Source organism: Pseudomonas sp. PvP100, from assembly GCF_017833055.1.
Taxonomy (GTDB): domain Bacteria; phylum Pseudomonadota; class Gammaproteobacteria; order Pseudomonadales; family Pseudomonadaceae; genus Aquipseudomonas; species Aquipseudomonas syringae.
The window spans coordinates 3,857,232-3,877,571 of the sequence record NZ_JAFIBO010000001.1 but is presented as its reverse complement, the minus strand read 5'-3'; the positions used below and the strand labels follow the sequence as shown (position 1 = coordinate 3,877,571).

The 20,340-nt window shown below is 56.2% G+C and carries 19 protein-coding genes and 1 pseudogene; 7 read left to right on the top strand and 13 right to left on the bottom strand.

Annotation, left to right across the window (positions count from 1 at the left end):
* Positions 1 to 196 precede the first annotated feature (196 nt).
* The 6 genes and pseudogenes from JOE39_RS16530 to JOE39_RS16505 all read left to right on the top strand — a co-directional run.
* A complete protein-coding gene (locus tag JOE39_RS16530; RefSeq protein ID WP_139218885.1) occupies positions 197 to 382 on the top strand; it encodes a hypothetical protein in 186 nt (61 codons plus the stop codon).
* A 90-nt stretch (positions 383 to 472) separates the two neighbouring features.
* Positions 473 to 2,041 (top strand): asparagine synthase-related protein, encoded by a 1,569-nt coding sequence (locus JOE39_RS16525; RefSeq protein ID WP_141251820.1) that lies wholly within the window; start codon positions 473 to 475, stop codon positions 2,039 to 2,041.
* A complete protein-coding gene (locus JOE39_RS16520) occupies positions 2,034 to 2,984 on the top strand; it encodes a phosphotransferase (RefSeq protein WP_017278728.1) in 951 nt (316 codons plus the stop codon). Before JOE39_RS16525 ends, JOE39_RS16520 begins: the two co-directional genes overlap by 8 nt.
* Entirely contained in the window at positions 2,981 to 3,982 is a 1,002-nt protein-coding gene (locus JOE39_RS16515) for a nucleotidyltransferase domain-containing protein (protein WP_016569105.1), read from the top strand. The genes JOE39_RS16520 and JOE39_RS16515 overlap by 4 nt, the downstream gene beginning before the upstream one ends.
* Before the next feature lie 407 nt (positions 3,983 to 4,389).
* Entirely contained in the window at positions 4,390 to 4,536 is a 147-nt protein-coding gene (locus JOE39_RS16510) for a hypothetical protein (protein ID WP_210078673.1), read from the top strand.
* Between the two features lie 16 nt (positions 4,537 to 4,552).
* Positions 4,553 to 4,857, top strand: a pseudogene (locus tag JOE39_RS16505) (transposase); the annotation flags it as partial.
* 425 nt (positions 4,858 to 5,282) lie between these two features.
* Here the strand turns inward: JOE39_RS16505 and JOE39_RS16500 are convergent.
* From JOE39_RS16500 to JOE39_RS16470, 7 genes are read right to left on the bottom strand one after another with little or no spacing between them, the layout of a single operon-like run.
* Positions 5,283 to 6,395 (bottom strand): endo-1,4-beta-xylanase, encoded by a 1,113-nt coding sequence (locus tag JOE39_RS16500; RefSeq protein ID WP_057445417.1) that lies wholly within the window; start codon positions 6,393 to 6,395, stop codon positions 5,283 to 5,285.
* On the bottom strand, positions 6,395 to 7,138 hold the full coding sequence (locus JOE39_RS16495) for an inositol monophosphatase family protein (protein WP_003317091.1): 744 nt from the start codon (positions 7,136 to 7,138) through the stop codon (positions 6,395 to 6,397). The genes JOE39_RS16500 and JOE39_RS16495 overlap by 1 nt, the downstream gene beginning before the upstream one ends.
* Positions 7,135 to 7,896, bottom strand: coding sequence for a glycerophosphoryl diester phosphodiesterase (locus tag JOE39_RS16490; RefSeq protein WP_003317090.1), 762 nt, complete (start codon positions 7,894 to 7,896; stop codon positions 7,135 to 7,137). The genes JOE39_RS16495 and JOE39_RS16490 overlap by 4 nt, the downstream gene beginning before the upstream one ends.
* A 6-nt stretch (positions 7,897 to 7,902) precedes the next feature.
* Positions 7,903 to 9,009 (bottom strand): sn-glycerol-3-phosphate ABC transporter ATP-binding protein UgpC, encoded by a 1,107-nt coding sequence (ugpC, locus tag JOE39_RS16485; protein WP_004394159.1) that lies wholly within the window; start codon positions 9,007 to 9,009, stop codon positions 7,903 to 7,905.
* Positions 9,006 to 9,899 carry an ABC transporter permease subunit gene (locus tag JOE39_RS16480; RefSeq protein ID WP_057406092.1) on the bottom strand — a complete coding sequence of 298 codons (894 nt, stop codon included), beginning with the start codon at positions 9,897 to 9,899 and terminating at the stop codon, positions 9,006 to 9,008. Before JOE39_RS16480 ends, ugpC begins: the two co-directional genes overlap by 4 nt.
* Positions 9,896 to 10,789: a sugar ABC transporter permease gene (locus JOE39_RS16475; protein WP_003391815.1), complete on the bottom strand. Its 894-nt coding sequence runs from the start codon at positions 10,787 to 10,789 to the stop codon at positions 9,896 to 9,898. Before JOE39_RS16475 ends, JOE39_RS16480 begins: the two co-directional genes overlap by 4 nt.
* Positions 10,786 to 12,102 carry an extracellular solute-binding protein gene (locus tag JOE39_RS16470; RefSeq protein WP_210078557.1) on the bottom strand — a complete coding sequence of 439 codons (1,317 nt, stop codon included), beginning with the start codon at positions 12,100 to 12,102 and terminating at the stop codon, positions 10,786 to 10,788. Before JOE39_RS16470 ends, JOE39_RS16475 begins: the two co-directional genes overlap by 4 nt.
* Before the next feature lie 165 nt (positions 12,103 to 12,267).
* On the opposite strand from JOE39_RS16470, the gene JOE39_RS16465 reads away from it, so the two are divergent.
* Positions 12,268 to 13,398 (top strand): ROK family transcriptional regulator, encoded by a 1,131-nt coding sequence (locus tag JOE39_RS16465; protein ID WP_003391817.1) that lies wholly within the window; start codon positions 12,268 to 12,270, stop codon positions 13,396 to 13,398.
* A gap of 77 nt (positions 13,399 to 13,475) precedes the next feature.
* Here JOE39_RS16465 and JOE39_RS16460 read toward each other — a convergent pair whose 3' ends face one another.
* The 6 genes from JOE39_RS16460 to JOE39_RS16435 all read right to left on the bottom strand — a co-directional run bounded on the left by JOE39_RS16460 (position 13,476) and on the right by JOE39_RS16435 (position 20,103).
* The gene (locus JOE39_RS16460; protein ID WP_210078558.1) at positions 13,476 to 14,741 is read right to left on the bottom strand and encodes a histidine-type phosphatase; all 1,266 of its coding nucleotides are present in this window, start codon (positions 14,739 to 14,741) and stop codon (positions 13,476 to 13,478) included.
* A gap of 7 nt (positions 14,742 to 14,748) precedes the next feature.
* The gene (locus JOE39_RS16455) at positions 14,749 to 16,869 is read right to left on the bottom strand and encodes a TonB-dependent siderophore receptor (protein ID WP_161421412.1); all 2,121 of its coding nucleotides are present in this window, start codon (positions 16,867 to 16,869) and stop codon (positions 14,749 to 14,751) included.
* A gap of 113 nt (positions 16,870 to 16,982) precedes the next feature.
* Entirely contained in the window at positions 16,983 to 17,408 is a 426-nt protein-coding gene (locus JOE39_RS16450) for a biopolymer transporter ExbD (protein WP_024682577.1), read from the bottom strand.
* Positions 17,408 to 18,136 (bottom strand): MotA/TolQ/ExbB proton channel family protein, encoded by a 729-nt coding sequence (locus tag JOE39_RS16445; protein ID WP_024692404.1) that lies wholly within the window; start codon positions 18,134 to 18,136, stop codon positions 17,408 to 17,410. The genes JOE39_RS16450 and JOE39_RS16445 overlap by 1 nt, the downstream gene beginning before the upstream one ends.
* An 83-nt stretch (positions 18,137 to 18,219) precedes the next feature.
* The gene (locus JOE39_RS16440; RefSeq protein ID WP_210078559.1) at positions 18,220 to 18,945 is read right to left on the bottom strand and encodes an energy transducer TonB; all 726 of its coding nucleotides are present in this window, start codon (positions 18,943 to 18,945) and stop codon (positions 18,220 to 18,222) included.
* A gap of 252 nt (positions 18,946 to 19,197) precedes the next feature.
* Entirely contained in the window at positions 19,198 to 20,103 is a 906-nt protein-coding gene (locus JOE39_RS16435; protein WP_017278716.1) for a serine hydrolase domain-containing protein, read from the bottom strand.
* Positions 20,104 to 20,340 lie beyond the last annotated feature (237 nt).

The following is a 20,340-nucleotide window of genomic DNA, read 5'->3' as shown; positions in this document are numbered from 1 at the left end:
AACCCTTTGTGATAATTTTAAGTACGATCCATTGTTTAAGTATTCTTTCCGGTTCGTGTCAGTAGATTTACATTAACTTTAATATTTCGTGAATTTTTGTAATGGTATTTGACAGCCACAGAAAAAATATTGGAGATTATCAGCGCTGATGATCAGCATTGTAATTTTTAACCCTTCGTTATTGCGAGGTATTAATATGAATAAGCTGATGCGTAAACTCTCAAAATCCCAAAGCCTGAATCCTACGATTAAAATTTTACGTACGCATATCAAGCAGGCAGAACGTTCGCTCAATGTAGACGGACCTGTAGGACCAGGCGGTGGCGGTCCGAGTCCAAAAGCTGACGGTTCCGGTGATTCTGGAAGTTTTCATTACATGTAAATCACAGTGAGTACCCACAGAGTGTTCCGTAATGCACTCTGTGGGCTCTGGCTAAAGCGAAGTTCAAACGGAGATAGACAAGTGTTTGAAATGAAATTTTCTCTCGCGGAATCTCACATACTTCCACAGCTTGTAAATACCGGGCTAGCTTGGAATAGTGGCTACATTAATGTTGTTACACACGGAGCCGTGCGCTGGGATTTTTTGCACACAAAAGATAGCTGGATATTGCTAGTCTATGATGTGTCCACATATTCGGGCGAGGAGTCGATGTTTGAAAAGCCAACTCAAATACCTGTACTTAAGGGCGGAATCAGCACAACCTATCAAGAAATCGAAAATGCTAGAGCAAATATCGTGCGTTGCTTTGAAAATTTTTATGTTATTGAAGGCGTCATAGGTGACATCGCAGGAGGCATAAGCGTATACGCAGGGCGAGCACCAAGCTTACCAGCTTATTTTGAAAAATACGACGATACACTATGTATTTCATGGGACGTAGAAAAGCTTCTATCCAGAGCTCCCCGCGTGCCAAACTTTTTAATTATAGCGCACCGATTGTCATTGCTAACCCCCTACAGCGTCGAGACTATTTTTGAGGGTGTCCAACTGTTAACTGAGCGGTCTTCACTTATATATAGCCCCAATGGTTTAGACTTTCATTACCCGGCTGAAGTAGACTATGAGGCGGACCTAGAAAAAGCGCTTCCAGAAATTGAACTCATCAAAAGGCTGCATTCCTATTTTAATCACACATCACGCCTAGGATTGCGCAGCGCTACGGAAATAAGTGGCGGTATAGACTCTGCGATAGCTGCCTATTTTTCTTCTAAATACAGCGGTGATAATTTTTCTTTAGGACTATTAATTGGTGATGAACTTGGCACTCATCAAATACAAAGGCGAAATCAGCTAATCGATGCATTAGGATTCAAAGACTATTCAATCCATATTGATGAATTCCCTCCATTAATCCCACTTTTAGAAAGACAGAAACCACATTACAGAGACGAATTTTATATCAACGGCTTTAAAAGGCTGTGGTCTGAGGCTAAGTCCAGAGGGTACGATTCAATCATAAACGGACAAGGGGGAGACGAGTTATTTTACATTCAGCGAGGGCAGATGGGACTAAATAGTAAGTTTGACCGCTCGCTGCCAAACTATTTGAGTGCGCGAGCTAACTTGGCAGCCTCAATCGATTCTGTTTTTTTTGCACCTCCGGGCTTGATGGCCCGGACAGTTTATAATGGCTTTGGAGTGCAAACTCGAGAAATTGCTAGGTTGGGTTTATGGCCACTTCAGCCATTTACTATGCCTAGCATTGTCGCGCCCTGCAAAAGGCTAAATATTCGTGATAGTTGCAAAAAGCAAGTGCTAAAGTCTTTTTTGCAAAAACAATTAAATTTCGATTTGTTTCCAGCAGGTTACAGAAAGGAGAACTTCACATCAGCCATGCTAAACTACATTCTAAAAAACGAAAAACAAATAAAGTTTGAATGTAAAGAGTTAGCCCTTATCGAATTGGGCTTGGTAGATGCAGATGCGCTTTCCGACTTCCTACTTAATTTTTTTGAAAAAAAGACCTCTTTCACAATGGATCAACTTGTTTTTTTACTTTCCATAGAAGGCATCGTTCGGGAGTACGGTCATGTCTAGCTCGGCGCCTTACAATGAACAAGTCATTAGGGATATAACGAAAATATTAAATGCAAATTTCAGTTTTCCGACGAGCATTACGAATATAGAACTGCTTGTAAAAGGTATGAATTACACATTGAGAGTCGAATGCAAAAACACAAAATATTATTTAAAGATATTTTCCGCATCAAGAGATAAAATCGACATATCTTTCGAAATGCACGTCATAAATAGGCTATCTGCAAGCGGCATTGGCGTGGCCACTGCTATAAACTCTATTAATGGCGATGCATATATTAATCTAACACTAGCAGGCGAAGACAGGTTGGCTGTTCTGTATGCTCATGTTGGTGGGCGAACTTTAACTAGCGATCCCAGAGATATATTTCTATTTTCTAAAGCGTTAGCAGAAATTCACAGGACACCAACATCTTTTTTCTTACAATATACCTCTCGTATTTTTTCCATTGAAAGCGAATGCTATAGAATCAGGAGCTCAATAGAAAAGCACTCTTACATACCAAAGCCTTTAGCATCAAAGCTCCTCGATAATTGCTACTCGATACAAGCACTGGCCTCGACTGATTGCGCAGTCCTTTCACATGGTGATGCGTGGTTAGGGAACGCAAAATATGTAAATGGCGTTATATACTTTATAGACCTTGAAGATTCTAAGCTGGCAAATCGGAATTTTGACTTAGGTGTTATGGCGTACAACCTCATCGTCAAAAAATATGAAGTTAGAGAAAATATTCAGGCGCTGCTTCGAGGGTATAACGAGCTCAACATCAGCATAACATCAGGTTCAATAAAACCCTATATCCAGTTGCGCTCTCTTTTCGTTCTTTGTTTTTTGCTTGAAAACAAGCTTGTCGATCAATCGCTTTTACAAAAGGTTTTCGAACGAGCTGAATACTTCACTAGTAGCAAGTTTGACAGCGAAATGGCGCACCTTCCATGATTAGTCTCGATAAAGTTACCCATCAGTTCATGATGTATGGTAAAGACGTAGAAGCCATTTATTTATATGGCTCCGCCGCACGAGGTGAGCAAGACGAATTCTCTGATCTGGATTTATTGATAGTATCTGAGTTAGATCCTTTTCACTTGATTTGCCGAGTTAAAGATGATCTTGGAATATGCATTGAGAATGAGGTAGAAATAATATCAAAAAAACAGTTAACGACCATGTTCGAAACAGGCTCTGATTTAGCTTGGACTATCTATCAAGAGGCGAAATTGTTATTTTGCCAGTCTAATCACGTTCAGTGCCCCCAGCCTAATAAGCACATAATAACGAAGGAGTTTCTTGCTTCTCAATACCAAAAATTAAAATCAAGCGCATCTGCACTTAATAATAACGATGCCGTAGGTTTTGAGTGTATACAGATATACAGCGCCATAAGGAGAGTCTACATATCCCTGCACCTGCAACTAAATCTTTATGGTTCAGACAAAGCTGTACGCGGCCTTAATTCGTTTTCAAACTTTGACCATCTTTACCAAGATCTTCGATCATTTGTACGCCAGGGAAAAGCTGGTTTAAGAAAAAAGCTGCCGTCTCGTGAATGGATCTTTAACACTATAAGGATTTCGACCAATTGGATTTCTAATGTCGCGAAGGACTACGGAGTTAGCAATGGCGAGCTACAAAACTTAATCACTTATAACGAGCGAGCTTTTAAAGCGAGGAATCATTATAGGCAAGTCCTAGAATTTTATTCGAAAGAATTTCAGAAATTGCCGCCGCCGTTTACACTTTCCAATACAGCGATAGACGCTTGGTGCAAAGATGCCTATGATGCAGGATACGATAGGAGTATTGAGCTGTATCGTTTCTCAGTGGGTGATTTAATATTCAGGCAGAGCGACACCCTGTCTCGCATTTATGATACGTTATCTGAGTGCGGCATACCGACAGGGTTTGATAGATACATCAATTTGGTTCTTGATTACTAATAATCTCCGCACACCAAATAGATAATTATTTTAATTGCCCCGCACACACAAAAAACACTAGAGATAGTTTTCAGATCTATCTCATTGAAAAACCAACTCTTCCATGCTTGCGAAGGGGGTCTCAATCAGAGATCCATGCCGGCCTCATAAAAATCCGCCGCTTGTATACTAATTCCTGAGTTAATTACAATGTTCGCCATCAGGAGTACCCTTGGTCAGTATTAAAGTGGTTGGGCCGGTTTGGTTGCGGCTGTTCATTGGTACCGACTGCATTCTCAGAATAGTCGGACCGGACAAAATAGACACTATTTGATTCAGGTTTTCGGGAGCCAAATGATGTGGCAATGAATCTACCCGAATTTCGTAGACGTTTCTAACTCCTAAATTTTTGCCTTTGGCTCAAGCGCCTGAAAGACGAGCGCTTCAAAACATCGCCTGATATACGCGACGAGGCGATTGTACTGACGGTTCAGGAACTGAACTGGATGCTCGACGGCTTTGATCTGTGGCGCAACCGTCCTCATCAAGTTCTGACTCCAAGATTCGTCGCCTGACGGGTATAATCCGGGCATGATTTCGATGTCCGATGATCTTCCTGATGACCCTGTTCTACTCAAGCAAATACTGCTTGCGGAACGCCGTGCTCAACACAGTCAGATCCTCGACCTGAAATAGCAAATCAAGTTGCTGCGCGACCGTTTGTTCGGTCGTAAATCCGAGCAAACCGTCGACCCTCAAATCCCGCAGCTTGCACCGTTTAACGAGCCCGAGCGTGTCGCTGTACTCGTCGCTGATAATGCTGACGAAGACCCTGAAGACATCGTCGCACCCGTCAAACGCCGAGGCAACGCAAGCCGCTTTGCGCCGACTTGCCGACGCGGGACTGCCCCACCTCCACATCGGCACAACCCCTGCCCAGGTAATGTTTTTCGAGGAATCGGACTGGGTCAGTGACATCTCGGCATATGGGTCAAATCGGCGTCAGCGTCAACAATATGCTTTACGCAAGAGTTAGGGGGAAGGCGGAGGCAAGCAGTCGCAGTGAGTCCAGTGCGAGTGTTCTCTACGTTTTTCGTAGAGATCACGCTTTCAGTCGGGATATCCTCGAAGAATTAGGGGGTTGGAAGAATTGTTTTTATCTGTTTTCCTGCTTATGTGAACTACCGTTCTAGGATATAGCTGGAACCTGCCATTCAGTTCCAGAACCGGAGCCCCCGTTTATCGGGGGCTTCGTCGTTTTCAGGCGTCAGAAAGCGCTGAACCACGCTGGCTGTACGGCTGACGCGAAGCCGCTGAGCACCTAAATCCGCGCATCCTTCTGCATTTGCGCGTTTTCGAAACAATGCGCGATCACCCAGCTTGCCGGCTTAACCTCACCTCGTGGGCCAAACGCCAATGCCCGTTGTGCCAACGGCCCGTTGCTGGCCGTGGCGCCGGCAACATGCGGGCTGTCCCAAACGCCCCACGTAATAACGGTAGACACCGAGCGCGTGGCAAGCACCACGTCGAGATACCGCTTATAAGTCGCTGCAACTGATCCATCACGATCTGCGATGGACCCAGTCAAGTGGCTGTCGTCGACGTCGAGTTCCGTGATGTGGATCGACAATCCCATATCACGCACTGCCAGAATAAAGCGAGACAGGCCCGGACCAAATGTGTCGCCTGCACGCAGGTGGGACTGAATGCCCAGGCCGTGTATCGGAATGCCCCGCTGCTTGAGCCCGCGCAGCAGGGCGAGCACGGCAGTGCGTCGGCTTTCGCCGTAATGGGTATCCTTTTCCAGGCCGTAATCGTTGTAGCAGAGCAGGGCGTCCGGGTCGGCCTTGTGCGCAGCCTTGAAGGCTATGTCCAGATAGCGAGGCCCGAGCATCTGATACCAGAATGAATTGCGCAGCCCGTCAGGCTGGCCGTCCTCCAGCTGGATGGCTTCGTTGACGACGTCCCATGCGCTGATGAGGCCGCGATAATGGCTGGCGACGGTACTGATGTGCGTCGTCAGCACTGCTTCGGCGTTCATCGGGGTGACGGTGTGGTGAACCCAGTCGGGTAAAGAACGATGCCAGCAGAAGGTGTGCCCGCGCATACGCTGGTCATGCGCTTTGGCAAACGCCGCGATTGCGTCGGCGGGCGCGAAGTTGTAACGCTCTGGTTCGGGGTGGACGGTCTGCCACTTCAAGGCATTTTCTGGCACAACGATGCTGGCCTGTAGGGCGACCAGTTGCCGATAGGCCGCGTCGTCATTCAGCTTTGCCGGATCAACTGCAAAGCCGAACCGTATGCCTTTCTCGGCTGCAGGCTGGCGCAATGCGGTAAAGGTTTCTGCCGCCAGCAGCCTGCTGTTGACGAAGGGCAGGCACGCCAGCAGGCGGACAAACGCAGTCAGAAAACTGCGTCGACTAGCCCGGCGCATCACGCACCAAAAATCCCCATCAACTCCTCACGGCCTACCATCACCGTCATCGAGCCTTGCTTCTGCTCGCCTTCAATCGTGCACAACAACCCGGCCTCCCGGCAGATCACTGCGCCTGCTGCGATGTCCCACAGGCTGGTGAATTTCTCCATGTAGCCGTCTGTCTGCCCCAAAGCGGCGAACGCCAGGCCGATGGTGGCGCAGCGATAACCAGCAAGGCCCCAGCCCTGTCGGCGCAGGCTCAGGTGCAGTTTGCCCATCTCTTCGGCATCCCAGCGGGTGTTTTCACCGACGCCAGCGATGCGCAGGTGCTCGGGTGGTTGAGGGCGGACAAAGGGGACTCCGTTGCGCAGCAAGCCATCGCCTGTGCGGGCTGCCAGGGTGTAGCCCAGTGCCGGATAGGCAACGACGCCGATTTCGGGCTCGCCTGCCGACATGTACGCTACCGCGATTCCCCACAATGGGGTGCCCCGCAGGTAGTTGCCGGTGCCGTCGATGGGATCGATGACCCAGCCATCGGTGATGAATTCGCCGCCCATTTCTTCGCCGAGGATTGTATCGTCGGGGAAGTGTTTGCTCAGTTCTGCACGCAGCAGTTGTTCTACTTCAAAGTCGGCGCGGGAGACGAGGTCTTGCGCGCTTTTGGTGGTGATGTCGAGGGTGTGGCGGTCGTTAAAATACGCCATGGCCAGGCCAGTGGCCTTTTCTACGGCTTGCATCGCGACGCTGAGTCGGTTGTTCATTGCAGGCAGCCTCCGTTCGGCAGGTTCAACAAGTCCGGGTAATCACTGAGAATCGACTGTGCGCCATGTTCCAGCAGGTAGTGCGCACGCTTCGGGCTGTTGATGGTAGCCACGGCGAATTCGACGCCGCTGCTTTTCAGGCGAACAAGGTGATGGTCATCGAGCATATCGTCAAGTACGTGGAGTATCCGGCAGTCATATTCGGCCAACAGCGCGACTGGATCGGCAGGCGCCACCACGGAGGCGATAGCCAGTGGTACGTCGTTCCACAAGCGTCGGGCGGCCGTTAGCGAGCGCACCGAAAAGCTGGAGACGAACAACCGATCGTTGTCGGCGGGCCACAGATTTTTGAGGATCGGCATCACCACTTCCGCCGTCTCGACATCGTCGCCAATGGTCGGCTTGAGTTCGACCTGCAAACCCAGGTTCAGGCGCAGCGCACAGGCCACGATCTCTTCAAAAGTCGGGACCTGCAGGCCGGCGAATTCAGGCGCGAACCAACTGCCCGCGTCCAGCATGCGGATAGCTTTCAGCTCATGCAGCACGACGGCGCCGCGCCCGTTGGTAGTGCGGTCCAGCAAGTCGTCATGAATCACGACCGGCTGGCCATCACGGGTCAGCTTCACGTCGATTTCGACCCACTCGGCGCCGCATGCGGCAGCTTTTTCCAGGGCCAGCAGAGTGTTTTCCGGCACGTAAGCCTTGGCACCGCGATGGGCAATCAGGGACGAGCGGACGAGGGGAGCAGGTTTGAGCATGGCGGGTCACTTGGTGGTGTGGGAGAAAGTCACGAGCTGGCGTTGGCCGGTCTCGATATCGAACAGCAAGGGCGTGGAGTTGATCGCGAGTCGAACCTGGGTGCCGGGTATCTGATGTTGCCGTCCGGCCAGGCTGACAACGCAGCGCGTTCCAGCCAGTTGGCAATACAGCAGCGTGTGGCTGCCCAGATTTTCCGAAGACTCCACTGTGGCAGTCACGCCTTCCTGGTCGAGCATGAAGGTCTCGGGGCGCAGGCCCATCAGCCATTTGCCGGTCCGGTTGCTGGCAATGCCGAGCTTGATGGGCAAACGCTGCCCATCGGCGAGCAGCAAAATCCTGTCGTCGAGGCAATGCACCGGCAGCAGGTTCATCGGCGGCGTGCCGATGAAGCTGGCGACGAATGTGCTGGCGGGTTGATCGTAGATCTCGGCCGGCGTGCCGATCTGCTCGACACGGCCTTTGTCGAGAATTACCACGCGCTCGGCGAGGGTCATGGCTTCGGTCTGATCATGGGTGACATACAGGATCGTCGCGCCGGTCTGCCGGTGCAGGCTGCGAATCAACAGACGCATTTCATGACGCAGCGCGCTGTCCAGATTGCACAGCGGCTCATCGAACAGCAGCACCGGCGGTTTGCGGATCAACGCCCGACCGATGGCGACGCGCTGGCGCTGGCCGCCGGAAAGCTCTCCGGGCTTGCGTTGCAGCAGGTCCTCCAGGCCCAGTGACGCGGCGCACTCGCGTATGCGTTGCTCACGCTCCTTACGTGCAACCCGCGCCAGTTTGAGCGCGTAGCCGATATTGTCGGCCACGCTCATGTGCGGGTAGAGCGCGTAGTTCTGAAACACCATGGCGCAGCCGCGTTCCTTGGGCGGCAGGCGCGTAACGTCGCGGCCGCCCATTAGAATCTGCCCTTGGCTTGCCTCTTCCAGCCCGGCCACCATGCGCAGCAACGTGGACTTGCCACACCCGGACGGACCGAGGATGACGTTGAGTTCGCCCGCCTTGAAAACCAGATCAAGCCCGTGAAGGATGGGTTCTGCGCCATAGGTTTTGTGCAGGCCCTTGAGGACAATATCCGGCGCGCAGGTAATAGGGGTGAGCGCGTTCATTTACCGACTCCAATCAGGCCTTTGACAAACCATCGCTGCATGAGCGCAATGACGAGGATGGGCGGCAGCATGCTGACCACAGCAGCGGCCATCAGCAGGTTCCACTCGGGGACCTGGGTTGCATCGGTTGGCAGGAAGCTGGCGACGCCCAGCACCAGCGTGCGCATGTCCTCGCGATTGGTTGCCACCAACGGCCATAGGTAGTCCTTCCAGGCGCCGATGAACACCAGCGTGCCGAGCGCTGCAAAGTTGGTCTTCGACAGTGGTAGCAGGATGTCGATGAAGAACCGCCAAGGCCCGGCACCGTCCATGCGTGCGGCCTCGACCAGTTCAGCGGGCAGCGTCTGGTAGAACTGCCGGAACAGGAAGGTGCCGGTGGCCGAAGCAATCAGCGGCAGGGCGAGGCCGGGGTAACTGTCCAGCAAATTGATGGTCGGCAGCGGCAGCCATTGAATGCCCAGCCAGTGCAACAGGCTGCGTACGGGGGCGAGCAGATCGCTGGCCACCGAATACGTGGGGATGATCCTTACTTCCAGCGGCAGCAGCAGCGCCCCCAGCACAGCGAAGAAAATCACCGAACTGTAGCGGCTGCGAAAGTACACCACGGCAAAGGCCGTCAGCGCCGAGAGCGTCAGCTTGCCGATCACCACCAGCGTGGCGACCAGCAGGCTGTTGCCCAGCAGGCGCAGCAGATCGAGACGCCGGGTGACCTGCTGCAGGTTTTCCAACAGTTGGTCGCCGGGTATCACTGCAAGGCCGTGGGCGAACAGTTGTGGATTGCTGACGGTCGCCGAGCAGACCGCCATGTACAGCGGGCCCAGCGCGAACAGCAGCCCCAGGATCAGCAACAGGTAAGCGCCTGCGTTGAACAGCCGGTTATGCTCGATCATGCTTTCACCCCGCGGCGCTGGAAGCGCGACAGGAGTTTGAATTGAGCGACGCTCAGCGCCACCACCGCCAGCAGCATGAGCACTGACAGGGTCGATGAGCCGGCCAGATCCAGGCCCATGAAGCCGTCGGTGTAAATCTTGTAGGCCAGCACATTGGTGGTGTCGCCAGGTCCGCCTTGGGTGAGGGTGTCGACCAGCCCGAAACTGTTCGACAGGCTTTCCAGCAGGTCGATGACAAACACGAACAGCAGATAGGGCGCGATCAGGGGCAGTTGTATGTCAAGCATACGCCGCAAGGGACCGGCTCCATCCAGTGCAGCAGCGGCGAGGTAGTCGTCGGGCACCGATTTCAGGCTGGCGACCAGCATCACGAAGTTGAACGGCACCAGGCACCAGGCATACGCCACGATCAGCAACAGCATGCTCTGTATCGGGCTGGAGTAGGGCGCCCAGGTGCCGGGTGCAATCGCGTTGAGCCAGGCGAAGATGCCCATCACCGGATTGGCCAGCACATGAAAGACGATACCGATGGTTGCGCCCGATACCGCGTAGGGCCAGATCAGCAGGTTGCGAAACACGGCGTTGCCGCGCAGTTTCAGTTCCAGGCACAGTGCGAGCACCAGCGCGATGACGATCGAAAGCACGACGCTCGATAAGCTGAACACCAGCGTCGAGCCCAGCGACGCCAGCACGCCGGGGTCTTTCAGCACACGCCAATAGTTGCTCAGGCCAACGAAGATTTCATTACCGCCGAAGGGCGGCACCAGATGAAACGACCACCAGATGGCCTGGACCGCAGGCCAATAGAAGAACAGGCCGAGCGCCAGCAGTTGCGGCAGGGCGAACAGCAGCGCCAGACGTGGCTGAGGGAAATGTGCACGCGGTTTCATGGCGTTGCCTCGTTTGACTCATTGCTGGCCTGGGCCTGGTGCATCTGCTGAAACAGACCCAACAGCTCGTTGGCGCGCAGCGTTGTCTGGCGCATGGCCAGATCGATGCTCTGGCGACCCGCGAGCGCGTTCTCCATTTCCTGTGACCAGATCAGACGCATCAGCGTGATAAAACCGCAGCGCAAAGGTGCGGAGGGCTGACCGTCGATATCGTTCAGCACTGTCAGTCCGACCGTGATCGCCGATGGCTCGCTGGCAGCAGATTGCAAACGTGCAGCGCCAGCCTGAGTGACGGGCAGGTAGCCTGTCCGTGCGCTGAACATCAACTGGTTGTCCGGTTGCAGCACGAAAGCCAGGAATTCCGAGACCAGCCGATAATCCCTCACGGAATGCCCGCGCATCACCCACAGCGAGGAACCTCCGGGGACGTTGGCGCGTCGCTGGGTACCCGCGTAAATTGGCAGTGTCGTGACCTGGATATCGGATCTGAGCGTGCTGTGCACAACATTCCACGCCCCGGTGGAGTCGATCAGCATGGCGCAGTCGTCGGTGGCAAACGCCAGTGCCTGCTGGCCGCTGCGGGTTGAGTCCTCATGGACCACCAGACCTTCATGAGTCCATTGCGCGAGGTCTTTCATAAGGCGCAGATGGGCGCCTTTGTCGAACTGGTAGCGGTCACTGCCTGCGGAGCGAATCGCAACGTCAGTGCCTTGCGCTGCGCTGGCCTGCTCCAGCCAGATCCAGGGTGCAACCGCGCTGACGACCGGGCATTTCTGGCCGCTTTTCTTCAGGGCTCGCAAGGCATCCGCAAACGCTTCCCACGTGGCGGGTGGCGCACTGATCCCGGCAGCGGCCAACGCATTTCTGTGCGTGTAGAGCACGGCTGTGGACGCCGCAAAAGGCTGCGCCGCGAGCGTGCCGTGATCGTCGGCGTAGTAGCGCCGCAAGGCTGGCAGAAAGGTGTCGTCGGGATAGGCCCTGTGATGATCGGCCATGATCGCCTCGACAGGTCGGGTGGCACCGCCCAAGAGCATGTCAGGCGTGGCGACGTCGTAAATCTCCACCAGTGCCGGGCCTATGCCCGCCCGGTAAGCAGCAACGGTTTTCTGCAGCGTCTGCTCATAGCTGCCTTGGGAAACACAGTGCAGGCGATCACTTTCTTCACGTTGTGAATTGAAGTTTCTGCACAGATCCGCGATGGCGCTCCCGGCCGCGCCACTGTGGCTGTACCAGAACTCGGCCGGTGCAGCGAAGGCGTGTGTCGCGAGCGGCAGCAGGGCCAGCGCGGAAAGCATCTTACGGATGGAAGGCATGAGGACACTCACAAGAACTCAATGCCATTTAATACAGGTTGTGTGTAGTATTTGTGACCTGCGTGACTTTTATTAAATTTTCATGATGGAAGCGTGCAATGGATGGTGGGCGATACACTGCTTCACACGCCGACTGTTTTAATCCTCCTACGATTTGAAGATTCCATGCCTCTCGACCTCGACACGCCACTTCATTCGCATCAACCGTTGAGCCTCAATGAACGCAAGTTGCTGGACATCCTTCGTCGTCGAGGCGCGATCACCCGTGCCACGGTTTCAACCGAGATGGACCTGGCTCAGCAGTCGGTGCACCGGCTCATCGAAGAACTGATCAGCCGTGGCCTGCTGCGCAGTGGCGAGCGCGTCAAAAACGGTCGCGGCCAACCCAGCCCGCGCATCGAACTGGTCAACGAAGCGGTGTATGCCATTGGTGTATCGATCAACACCGACTCGGCAGTAGTCTGCGTCGCCGATCTGGGCTGTAATGTGCTGGAACAAGTCACCCTGCGCACGCCGCCGTTAAGCCGCAACAGCACCCTGGATTCGCTGGAAAAGACCATCGAGCGCATGCTTCAGCGCAACGGTATCGAAGCGCAACGCGTCGTCGGCATGGGCTTCGCGATTGCCGGCTTTTTTCTTGAAAACCGCCAGATCAATGCGCCTGAACCGCTGCGCGACTGGTCATTGATGGACCTGCAACCGGTGCTGGAGGAACGCTTCGGCATGCCGGTCTGGCTGGAAAACAACGCCACCACCGCAGCCATCGGCGAAAGCCTGGTCGGCGTGGGCGCCTGGGCCAGCAACTTCATCTACCTGTCGTTCAACTTCGGTTTCGGCGCCGGCGTCGTCATCAACGGCAAACCGTATTTCGGCAGCCACGGCAACGCAGGCGAGATCACCCTCTACAACGACGAAGAATCGATAAACCGCCCGGCTTTGCGTTACTTGCTCGAAGACCTGCATCAGAGCGGCATGCAGGTCGACTCGATCGAAGACCTGCGCCTGCGCTTCGACCCCGACTGGCCCGGTGTGAATACCTGGCTGACACGCGTCAAGCCCACACTGGATCGCCTGATCAACGCGCTGGCCGGGTTGTTCGATCCGCAGGCCGTTGTGTTTGGCGGGCAATTGCCGCCTGAATTGGGAAAACGCCTGATCGCCGCGACGACCTTCTGGGGCACCCATCGCTACAACTCTCCACCGCCTCGGCCGCAGTTATTGCTGAGCGAGACGAATGGGGATGCGGCGGCGCTGGGGGCGGCGCTGGTGCCGTTGAAGGAGCGGTTTTTTGTTTGATTCGTTGGGCGTTGGGTGGACAGGCATTGGCGGTTTTTGGGGGGAATGTTGACTGTTGTTGGGCCAAAGCTGTTGTTTCAAGGGTTGTCGTAATGCTGTACCTCAGTCGCAGACCGGTCGATACGTTTTTCCATGTCGGCAACAAACCCGTTCAATGGCATCAACTCCTCTCCCGCATACCCCGGGTACTGCGCCTGATACGGCGGTTCACTGGACAAATTGCGTAACTGGTCCAGGCTCTGCGCCACATAGGCAACGCTGACAAACTGCGCGCCTGTGCGGTCGTTCACCCAGCGTTCAAACACAATAGTGCCGCCCGGTGCTGCGTCATTCTCGGGGTATTCGGCAATTTTCCAGTCAAAGCCCAGCAGCGTTCGCAACTGCGCGATGTTGCTGTCGTGGCCTACGTACGCCAACCATTTGCTACCCGGCGGCCTGCCCACGGATGTCGGTTGCAGAGCCAGGAGGATTTGTCCGAGCAATTGCGAAGCACCCCGCTGGGCGATGTAAGGTACGTGATTGCTCAGCGCGTATTTGCCCGAACGCAAGGCCATCAAACGCGATACGTCTGCGGCAGTGCGCCCTTCGCCAAACGCCACCTGGTCCAGTGGCAAGCCTTCGGCGTATTGCATGCGGAAGGTTTCGCTCATGGCCGCGCCCACACTCAACGGACCGCTGAGCTTGGTGACGCCTTCCTTCTCTTTCAGCGTCCAGGGTTGCTTGCTCAAGGCACAGGTCTTTTTCCCGCAGGTCGTCGGCACGCCTACCAATTGCTGCATGGCCAGCAGCGGCGCGGCAAAGCGCTCGCGAGCTGCGTCAACGCTGCCACCCATGGCTGCCAGCATTGCCGCCCGGGTGCGCGCCGGGTCCAGCGACGCCAGGCCATTTTCGCCGCCGTGGAACAGCCGGTCTTCACTCTCACGCACATGGTGTATCGCTACGTTGCAGCCCGGGAACATCCCCTTTACCAACGCCGCACTGGTGGCCTGGGTGCGCGCTACCGGGCTGGACCACACGTAGGCATCCCCCGCCTGCGGGCACTGTCCCGCCTTGAACAGGCCGAGCGAATCCAGCGTGCGGCGTTGCCATTGGCCCAGCAGCACGGTGGCGGCGCGGCCATGGTCGGTCAACTGACCGTCGCGGACACCAAACGCTGGCCAGGTCTTGGCCGACCAGCGTTGCAACTCGGCGGTATTGGTAGCCGGACGGATACCGTGGCGCATCACCAGTACCACCTTGTCCAGGCGCAGGCCGGTGGTGTCCAGAGGCGCGGCCACTGATGGAAGCGCCAGGCACACGCCCAGCGCCAACCCCGCATACTTCAACAAAGTCGATTTCATCATCACGGGCCTAGAAGTCATAACGGGTATTGAGGCTTAAAGTACGTGGCGAACCCGGTTGCAGGTAGTTTTCCTGGTAGTAGGTCCAGTACTTTTTGTTGGCCAGGTTGGTGACGTTGGCACCCAGTGTCAGCGCATGGCCATCGCCCAGACGCAGACGATAGCCGCCCCCAGCATCGAACAGGCTGTAGGCCGGGAGGGTATGCACGTTGCCTGAATCCACCGCCATTTCGCCGATACGCTGGGCACCGGTGTGCAGGAACATTCCGGGCATCATGGGCACACGATACGTAACCTGGGTAGCAGCCTGATAGTGCGCCGCACCAGCTGCGCGGTTTCCGTCCACACCGTCCCCCGCATCGTGGTAGGCCGAGTCCAGTGACATGACGCTACCTTCCACTGTCAGGTCCGGCGTGGCATCGACGCTGGCGTTCAGCTCTAGGCCCTGATAGCGGATGGTGCCGCTTTGCACGTAGACGTTGGCGTCATTGGTGTACTCGGCGCCACGGTCGATGCGAAACGCTGCGGCGGTGGCACTCCAGTTACGCTGCTGGGCTTTCACGCCCACCTCGTATTGCTTGCTGAGCAGCGGGCTCAGGGTCTGGTCGGAGTTGACTGCGCTGCTGGGTGCGGTACCGCCGCTTTCCAGAGATTCGACGTAACTGGCATACAGCGTCACGTCCTTGGTCGGCTTGTACATCAAGGCAACGGTTGGGGTTGCCGGCCGGGCCCTGTATGGCGTCACAGCGGAGGTGGCGGAGCCGCGGGTTTGCTCACGGTAATTTTCGTTGCGCAGGCCCGCCAGCAACGACCAGTTTTCGCCCAGACCAATGGTATCGCTGGCGAACACTGCGCTTTCCTTGACGTTGTCGTCGCCGTAGGTACCGCCGCTGTAGTCGATGTTGTACACCGAGAAGATCGTCGGGTTGTACAGATTGCCCTTGCCCACGGTGGTCTTCGGGGTGACCACGGATTTGTCCGAGTTCAGTTGGGAATAGCTGGCGCCCAGTACCACGTCGTGAGTGAACCATCCCGTGGTGAATTTGCCTTCCAGGGTGCCCATGGTGTCGTTGTAGTCGTAGGCGTGATACTCGGACGTAACCTTGTCGGTGTACGCGCCGGCGTCGCTGGAAATCTGGTATTGGTCTTTCACATAACGGCGTGTCGAATCGGAGTAGCGGTAGGCCAGCTTACCGGTCCAGTCGGGAGAAAACTTGTAGGTAGCGCTCACGGTCGACAGGCTGTAGTCGACATCGGTGTAGGAGCCATTGCTGTACAGGCGCTTGCTACTGTCAATAGGGCTGGGCAAGGCGTTCTTGGTGTTGACGATGATGTCGGTGCCACCGCTGGTATTGCGCTTCTGGTACAGAGTGTCCAAGTCAACGCTCAAGTCATCACTGAGCTGCGCGTTCAGGGCCACGCCGACTGCCGTGCGGTTGACCTTGGCGTCACCCGAAGCGGCATCGCCTTCCTCATGCACCACGTTGACCCGGTAGCCGAAACGCGGGTCATCCAGACGCCCTCCGGCATCCAGATGTTCCTTATAGACATTGTCGGACTGGTAGCCGGCATCAACGCTGAGGGTGGTCTTGTCGGTAGGCCGCTTGGTCACGTAGTTGACGATGCCGCCCGGGCTGCCGAAGCCATACATGAAGCCCGACAGGCCTTTAAGCACATCGACCCGCTCGAACATCTCAAGAGGCATTTCCACACCGCGGTTGATGTTGGCCATGCCGTCGACTTTGTAGCCGTTCAGGTCATCCAGGGGCAGGCCGCGAACGGCCAGTGTGGCGGGGTGGGTGCCATAGCTCGAACTGATGGAGGTGACGGAGGCGTCGTACTTGACGGCCTCAGACAGGATGCCCGCCTGACGGGCCTGGATTTCGTCGCTGCCTACGCTCTTGAACGAAAACGGTGTGTCGATCACCGCATGGCTGCCCAAGGCGCCGCTGTTGGTCTGCTGGTGCAGCGCCGGCTTGCGCTTGGTGGCCTTTACAGTGACTTGAGGCAGCGTGGCCAATGTACTGTCGTCGATGGCCGGTGGTACATCGGCAGCAAATGATGGCAAGGCCAGGGAAAACGCTGCGAAACCGAGACCTGCACGCACATACAACGAGGATTTGCGAAACATGACAGCACCTTCGAAAACGGCCGTTCACGGCCTGGTTGATTCCTGTCGCGCGCACTTCGCCGTGGCCGGCTGTAACAGCCGACCGAGGAAGGGGGGTGAAGGCGGCGCGGTTGTTAAGGCGTAACGGTCTTGGTCACGAAGCCGATCTTTTCCAGGCCACCGGACTGCGCCGCGGTCATTACCTGCACCACCTTTTCATACGGGGTGTTGCGTTCGGCACGCAGGTGCAACTCCGGTACCGGCTGACGCGCGGCGGCCTCGGCGATCAGTCCCGGCAAGTCGCTGTCGCTGATGTCGCGGTCGTCCCAATGCAGGTGGCCTTCGTTGTCCAGCGCCAGATCCACGGAGGGCGGCGGTTTGTTGTCCTGCTGCGCGGCGGCCTTGGGCAGGTCAATCTTCACCGAGTGCTGGATGGCCGGCACGGTGATGATGAAGATCACCAACAGCACCAGCATCACATCCACCAGTGGCGTGGTGTTGATCTCGGGGTTAAAGCCGTCCTCTTCCTGTTCATCCCCGCCCAGCAATCCACTGGCCATCAGACGACCTCCGCTTGGGCGTTGAACGTGCTGCGCGCAGGCTGCCCGCCGCGCGGGGTCGCACGGGCGCCGATCACCAGCAGGTCGTGCAGTTCGAAGGCAAACTTGCCCAGTTCAGCGAGGGTCTGCTTGTTACTGCGCACCAGCAGGTTGTAGCCCAGGGTGGCCGGAATGGCCACGGCCAGTCCCAGAGCGGTCATGATCAGCGTTTCGCCGACTGGGCCTGCAACCTTGTCGATGCTCGCGTCGCCGGTCAGGCCGATCTTCATCAAGGCGTGATAGATGCCCCACACGGTGCCGAGCAAACCGACAAAGGGGGCGCTGGAACCCACGGTGGCCAAAATCGCCATGCCGCCTTGCAACTGTCCGCCCACGGTCAGCGTGGCTTGGCGCAAGGCGCGGTTCAGCCATTCGCTGAAGGCCGGCGGATGCATGTCGCCATCCAGCGCATCACGGTGCTGGCGTGCGGCGCTGACGCCGGCCTGAGTGAGTTCGGCGTAGGCACTGTGATGACCCAATTGTTGCACGCCATCCTTGAGCGTCGGTGCGCTCCAGAACGCCTCCAGCAACTTCGGTGAACGCAGGCGATGCAGTGCCAGGCGCACCAGCTTGTCGACCATCACGTACCAGGACGCAATCGACATCACCAACAGCGTCAAGGCCACGCCACGGGTGACAACGTCGGCCTGTTGCCACAAAACATTCAAACCCAGTGTTCCGGTGTCCATGTGTATTTCCTTTCTTTGAGGTGAGCGCTGCCCTGACCGGGAGGCCCGTCGATAAAAGATGGTGGGTTACGCCTGCGTGATTGCTAACTGTCGAGCTGGAATCGCAGCGGCACGATCACATACACCGACACCGCATGCCCTTCCTCCAAATGAGGCTTGAACAGTGCGCCGCGCACAGCCGTCCTGCCCGCCTCGTCGAGGTTGCCAAAGCCCGAGGAGCGTACGATGTCCACCGCGCCGGGCTTGCCGTGCTCGTCCACCAGCACCCGCAGGATCACGGTGCCCTCGTGGCCCTCTTCACGTGCACTGTCGGGATATTCGGGTTGTGGTTCATGCACGTATTCGACGCCCCGGGTGAGGGTCTTGGGCTGAGGCGGTGGTACGGGAATTTGCTTGACTACCGGTGCTGCGGCCGCGGTGCTGATGGTCGCGGGGGCAGACGTTGCGGCGGCCACGACGGGGTGTTGCATCACCTGCGGTTTGGCCGCGGGCTTGGGCCGGGCCACCGGCTTAACGGCCACAGGCGCTGGTGCCGGTGCCGGTGCCGGTGCGACAGGGGCAACGGTAGGCGGTGGCGTGGGCGCGGCACTTGCAGCTGGCGCCGGAGTCGGTTCATTGATGACCGAGGCGTAAATAGTACGAATCACCTGTGGTGCAAGCGCAGGGGGCGATGACCTGGTCACCATGCTCAATACCAAAACATGCACCGCCACGACCAGCGTTACCGCGCATCCCCGGCGCAGCAATCGCGAGGCGCTGCCGGCAGGCAATGGCTGAAGGTGCAGCAGGGGTGTCAGCGTTGCATCCACGATTGATTTCCTCCAGGCCGGTAGGCCGGGTACATCGGGCGCATTCCCTGCGAAAGTTGGGTCCGAGGCCGGTAGAGGAACCTCGTAACAGGTGTCGGAGGAATATAGGAGTGACGAGTGACAGATGCGTGACAGAGAAAAATTATCAAGTAAGCAGTTTGTGACAATTGCATGGGCGCCAACAGGCGTGGCCTTACAAGCGGTCATTACGGGATTCAGAAGCGGTTATCCGGCGAACCATAAGGCCTACGGCTAAAGGACTTTGATGCCGTCAGCCCCCTGTCGCAAGAGTTGCATCAGTTGCCCAGCAACGATGGCTTCAACGGCACCTTCAGTAGCGTCCACCTCAAAAGCAGCGCAGCAAGCCGATGCGCCGCCATCGCCGATGCGATAGACAGCCATGACGCTGCCTGGCCCGCAGCCTGTGTGCCCAGCTAGAGAATGCCCACCGTCAATCGAACCTTGCATCAAGCCGAGGCCATAGCCCGGCGTGATCCATGGGCGCCCTGGAATCGGGCCGCCTAGTGTTCGTACTGTCTGCATTTCCTGAAGCAAGCCTGCGCAGAGGAGCTCTGCACTGAGAAGTCGGTCCAGAAATAGCGCTGCTTGCGAAATCGGCCCGATCAACAAGCCGTGGTAAACCCAGGCGGGGTCATAATTCGAGGTACTTCCCAGATGGGTCGCTTGTAAGTCTGCTCGCGTTTTAGCAAAGCGAACGTTCGAGATGCCCAGAGGGGCAAGCGCACGTTGAATCACTGCATCATCAAGCGTCATATCGGTCAGCCGTTCAATTAGCCTGCCGATGAATAAGTAACCGACGTTCGAGTAACGCCATCCGGTTCCGGGGCTGTATCGAAGTCGAGTACCGTCAAGACATCGCATCATTTCATCTGCCGGCCAGGCGGGCTCACCTTTAGCAACGGCGGTGTGATACTCCGCAAGCTCTCCGTAGTCAGCCAGTCCTGCTTCATGCCGCAGTAGCTGGCGCAAAGTGAAAGGCTGATCAGGAATGGGGTCGTCCAACCCGATCAGTCCATCCTGTACCAACGAGAGGGCTGTCGCAGCCAGGACCGTTTTCGTAAAGCTCCACCAGGGGGCCATCAGCTCCAATCGGTCTGGCGTTTGTGGCTGACCATTTGACACGAGTGAAATGAGCATTGGCTTCTCTGGAATGTTGAGCGGATCTACAGCCCGACAAGATATCTCAATTGCTCTGCTGCGCCGGGATCAAGTCAGCCGTTTGTGCTGTGCTGAGCGACTGTTTTTGACAGAGAGCCGCCTCTGGCGGTGAAAGGCAGGTGTGTGGGCTGGCCATTAACATTTATTCATGCGGTCGGTGCTTAAGATTCAAGCGCCTCGGCCGATTATATTTGATGGCTGAGCTTAAGTTAGCGC

Coding starts and splice junctions, on each gene's coding strand:
- JOE39_RS16530 (WP_139218885.1), top strand. CDS start 197: ATGAATAAGCTGATGCGTAAACTCTCAAAATCCCAAAGCCTGAATCCT.
- JOE39_RS16525 (WP_141251820.1), top strand. CDS start 473: ATGAAATTTTCTCTCGCGGAATCTCACATACTTCCACAGCTTGTAAAT.
- JOE39_RS16520 (WP_017278728.1), top strand. CDS start 2,034: ATGTCTAGCTCGGCGCCTTACAATGAACAAGTCATTAGGGATATAACG.
- JOE39_RS16515 (WP_016569105.1), top strand. CDS start 2,981: ATGATTAGTCTCGATAAAGTTACCCATCAGTTCATGATGTATGGTAAA.
- JOE39_RS16500 (WP_057445417.1), bottom strand. CDS start 6,395: ATGCGCCGGGCTAGTCGACGCAGTTTTCTGACTGCGTTTGTCCGCCTG.
- JOE39_RS16495 (WP_003317091.1), bottom strand. CDS start 7,138: ATGAACAACCGACTCAGCGTCGCGATGCAAGCCGTAGAAAAGGCCACT.
- JOE39_RS16490 (WP_003317090.1), bottom strand. CDS start 7,896: ATGCTCAAACCTGCTCCCCTCGTCCGCTCGTCCCTGATTGCCCATCGC.
- ugpC (WP_004394159.1), bottom strand. CDS start 9,009: ATGAACGCGCTCACCCCTATTACCTGCGCGCCGGATATTGTCCTCAAG.
- JOE39_RS16480 (WP_057406092.1), bottom strand. CDS start 9,899: ATGATCGAGCATAACCGGCTGTTCAACGCAGGCGCTTACCTGTTGCTG.
- JOE39_RS16475 (WP_003391815.1), bottom strand. CDS start 10,789: ATGAAACCGCGTGCACATTTCCCTCAGCCACGTCTGGCGCTGCTGTTC.
- JOE39_RS16470 (WP_210078557.1), bottom strand. CDS start 12,102: ATGCCTTCCATCCGTAAGATGCTTTCCGCGCTGGCCCTGCTGCCGCTC.
- JOE39_RS16465 (WP_003391817.1), top strand. CDS start 12,268: ATGCCTCTCGACCTCGACACGCCACTTCATTCGCATCAACCGTTGAGC.
- JOE39_RS16460 (WP_210078558.1), bottom strand. CDS start 14,741: ATGATGAAATCGACTTTGTTGAAGTATGCGGGGTTGGCGCTGGGCGTG.
- JOE39_RS16455 (WP_161421412.1), bottom strand. CDS start 16,869: ATGTTTCGCAAATCCTCGTTGTATGTGCGTGCAGGTCTCGGTTTCGCA.
- JOE39_RS16450 (WP_024682577.1), bottom strand. CDS start 17,408: ATGGCCAGTGGATTGCTGGGCGGGGATGAACAGGAAGAGGACGGCTTT.
- JOE39_RS16445 (WP_024692404.1), bottom strand. CDS start 18,136: ATGGACACCGGAACACTGGGTTTGAATGTTTTGTGGCAACAGGCCGAC.
- JOE39_RS16435 (WP_017278716.1), bottom strand. CDS start 20,103: ATGCTCATTTCACTCGTGTCAAATGGTCAGCCACAAACGCCAGACCGA.